Below are 3414 nucleotides of genomic sequence, written 5' to 3'. Positions count from 1 at the left end.
GCGGACAAGCGGCGGGCGATTGCGGCGGCGAGGGAGATCGCGCAGATCGCGGCCGATGAGCTGGGTATCACCGACGCCCTGGATTGCTTCACCACGGGGGCGCTCGGGGCGTGTGGCGCGACCTTTGTCAATCTGGCCACCAGTTTTGTGGGTGGCATGGTCGGCAAGCTGGCGGCGAAGTACGGGATGCCGTGGAAGTGGGCCAAGGCCGTCGCGCTGGGCAAGAAGCTGTGGAATCTGGCGGGCAAGCTGATCGACGGGCTGAAGGGCTGGTGGAAGAACTCCAAGATCGCGCAGAGGTTCGCCAAGAGCTGCAGTATCGCGAACAGTTTCGTGCCTGGGACGCGGGTATTGATGGCCGACGGGTCGACCAAGGCCATCGAGGACGTCGACATCGGCGACAAGGTCGTGGCCACCGATCCGGAGACCGGTGAGACCAAGGTCGAGACGGTCACCGCGGAGATCAAGGGCAAGGGCGCCAAGAAGCTCGTCAAGGTCACCATCGACATCGATGGCGACAAGGGGTCGAAGACCGCCTCGGTCACCGCGACCGACGGTCATCCCTTCTGGGTCCCCGAACTCGGCGAATGGATCGACGCCACCGACCTCAAGACCGGCGAGTGGCTGCGCACCAGCGCCGGCACCCACGTCCAGATCACCGCGATCAAGCGCTGGACGGCCCAGTCGGCCACGGTCCACAACCTCACCGTCAGCAACCTCCACACGTACTATGCGCTGGCAGGGGCCACGCCGGTACTCGTCCATAACTGCAACAACGCGGCGACTCATGAAGTCGATAACCTCGTCGATAACCTCGATGACGATGTCTACTTCCATTACACCAGCGAAGATGGGCACGCAGGTATCCTGTCTGGTGACGGCAGTATTAGAATCGGTGCCAACTCTGCAGGAAAGGTGCATGTGACGCAGGAGATCGGGAGTGCTGTAGAAATTGAGCGAAACGTGATGATCAATAATCCGTCACACGCAGGGAAAGCGGATTTCCTTTTCGCCTTCCGTATGCCTCAAGGCGTCGAGCTTGGTCCTGGTTCTCAGCCAAATGAGCTGATCGCGAGGGGTTCCTTGAAAATCCCGGCCGGGAACGTTCTCTTCCATGGAAGGAACCCATTCTGATGGCAGAGCTCATCGAGTTCGACTCATTTGCCCAGGTGGAGGTCCTGCTTCGCGCTGGCATGGAGTTCAAATTCGAGCACCCCGAGGGCTCGGACATACTCAATGGGAGTCCGATTTACGCGTCGGCATTGAATCGCCTTCGCGAAGGTTTGCTCTTGGGGTTGCGTTCGAGTTCAACGCCAGGCCGAGCGCAAAAGCAGGCTGACTGGTATCAGCTTTCTCGCCACCCTCATCGCTGGGGGGTCATCGCGCAAAGGGCTGTGTTGCATCCGCGTTGGCGGGATCTAGATGCGGTCGAGATTCGTCAATGGGTCGAAACGCTCGCAGCGCCACTTTCGGTGGACGATAGCGCGCTAGAAGCCGTCAAAGCGGCAGCCGAAGAAGTGCTTGATCGTGGCTGAAGCGAAGTCTTTTCGGTAATCCAATCGAGGCCCCGCCGGATTTGTTTCCGGTGGGGCCTCTGGAGTTTCTGACGGCAACGGTGACGGCAACGTCAGCGGACAGCTGTCGTGGCGGGTGGGTCGTCGGGGTCGTTCTCCGTCGGGCTGAGGGCGTTGCCGAGGGTATCGATGGCCTGGCGTTGGAGGCGGGGGCGGACGTGGGTGTAGACGGTGGCGGTGACGCCGATGTGGGCGTGGCCGAGGAGTTTCTTGATGACGACGAGGTCGACGCCTTGTTCCCGGAGCCGGGTGGCTGTCGCGTGCCGCAGGTCGTGAAACCGGGTGCGGCAAGCTGGCGGCGAAGTACGGGATGCCGTGGAAGTGGGCCAAGGCCGTCGCGCTGGGCAAGAAGCTGTGGAATCTGGCGGGCAAGCTGATCGACGGGCTGAAGGGCTGGTGGAAGAACTCCAAGATCGCGCAGAGGCTTCGCGGTGCATGCAACAGCTTTGCGCCGGGAGCCCGCATTCTGATGGCCGACGGGTCGACCAAGGCCATCGAGGACGTCGACATCGGCGACAAGGTGGTGGCCACTGACCTGGAGACCGGTGAGACCAAGGTCGAGACGGTCACCGTCGAGATCAAGGGCAAGGGCGCCAAGAAGCTCGTCAAGGTCACCATCGACATCGATGGCGACAAGGGGTCGAATACCGCCTCGGTCACCGCGACCGACGGTCATCCCTTCTGGGTCCCCGAACTCGGCGAATGGATCGACGCCACCGACCTCAAGAGCGGCGAGTGGCTGCGCACCAGCGCCGGCACCCACGTCCAGATCACCGCGATCAAGCGCTGGACGGCCCAGTCCGCCACGGTCCACAACCTCACCGTCAGCAACCTCCACACGTACTATGCGCTGGCAGGGGCCACGCCGGTGTTGGTGCATAACTGCAATGAAGCAGGTGACTATCTCTATCGTGGAATTCCCAAGGGGCATCCCGCCTACGATGACGCGCTCCAGGGACGTGCAGTTCCCAGAGGTGGGCATTCTGACCCTGGGCGTCACGCTGGAGGTAATACCGAGAGCGAGTTCACCTCGTGGACCCACGACTATGAAGGCGTAGCGCTCGATGCCGCAGAGGAGCTTGGTCCGGGTGGAATCGTTCTGAGGATTCCAAGGTCCGGTGTTCCAAAGGGCATCGACACTCAGATTCACGATACGGATCTTGAATCATACGAAGAAATGGAGCATGCGCTCCGAGGGTCTGTAGGGGGCGCGGAGATCAGTATCAACAGGGGGCCGTGGACTCTGCCAGGGGGGTAGGCTCCTGCGCGAGACAGCCTGGTGGGGCTGAGTGCGAGAACTCGGCCCCACCAGGCTATGAACTGGAGGTAAGTGTCTTGGAGCGGATGGAACTCGCTGAACTCCTTGTAGGCGATAGGGAGGTCTTCCGCCTTTGTCGGGCTGCATTGACTGGTGGGGCCGATTTTAAAGTCTGGGTCGAGCCGACATCGACGCGGGAGCTCACCTCTATCTATTCCCGTCGGATGCGGACTATGAATCGAACCGGGCAACCTTCGATAGGGGTAGCCGAAGCGGTTACTGATCTCAAGACGTGTGCAGAGACGGAACTTCTGATCGGCTATGTTGATGAACGCCCGGCAGGCGGATATTACTTCCAAATCTTCCTGGCGCCGAGCTTCAAGAAGGTAATTGCCTGTCTTGGAGTCCGGCCCTCAGCGGCAGATTATGATCCGGTGGATGCCGAATAATTTTGTGTGGCTGGGAACTTAATAGCGCAGTGAGCGCTCAAGGGCTTTGTCGGTGGCACGAATGACGAGTCCACCGGTCTGGTGCATCTGGGGGCGAGGGAGTACGACGCGGGGACGGGGCGGTTCATCTCGG

2 protein-coding genes and 3 pseudogenes are annotated in these 3414 nt (G+C 61.0%); 4 read left to right on the top strand and 1 reads right to left on the bottom strand.

What is annotated here, in order from left to right; genetic code table 11:
• Window positions 1–1134 (top strand): polymorphic toxin-type HINT domain-containing protein (locus M1E25_RS25475; RefSeq protein ID WP_251419658.1); only part of this gene is annotated, 1134 nt, incomplete at its 5' end.
• Window positions 1134–1535 carry a hypothetical protein gene (locus M1E25_RS25470; protein WP_251419656.1) on the top strand — a complete coding sequence of 134 codons (402 nt, stop codon included), beginning with the start codon at window positions 1134–1136 and terminating at the stop codon, window positions 1533–1535. The genes M1E25_RS25475 and M1E25_RS25470, both read left to right, overlap by 1 nt.
• 92 nt (window positions 1536–1627) lie before the next feature.
• Here the strand turns inward: M1E25_RS25470 and M1E25_RS25465 are convergent.
• Window positions 1628–1861: pseudogene (locus M1E25_RS25465) on the bottom strand (tyrosine-type recombinase/integrase); the annotation flags it as partial.
• Between the two features lie 149 nt (window positions 1862–2010).
• Between M1E25_RS25465 and M1E25_RS25460 the strand changes: the two are divergent.
• Together M1E25_RS25460 and M1E25_RS26045 are read left to right on the top strand one after the other, a co-directional pair.
• Window positions 2011–2832 (top strand): annotated as a pseudogene (locus M1E25_RS25460) (polymorphic toxin-type HINT domain-containing protein); the annotation flags it as partial.
• Window positions 2833–3320: 488 nt separating this feature from the next.
• Window positions 3321–3414: pseudogene (locus M1E25_RS26045) on the top strand (RHS repeat-associated core domain-containing protein); the annotation flags it as partial.

It is taken from the genome of Streptomyces meridianus (genome assembly GCF_023703325.1).
GTDB lineage: Bacteria > Actinomycetota > Actinomycetes > Streptomycetales > Streptomycetaceae > Streptomyces > Streptomyces meridianus.
This window is presented reverse-complemented; position numbering and strand designations above follow the sequence as displayed.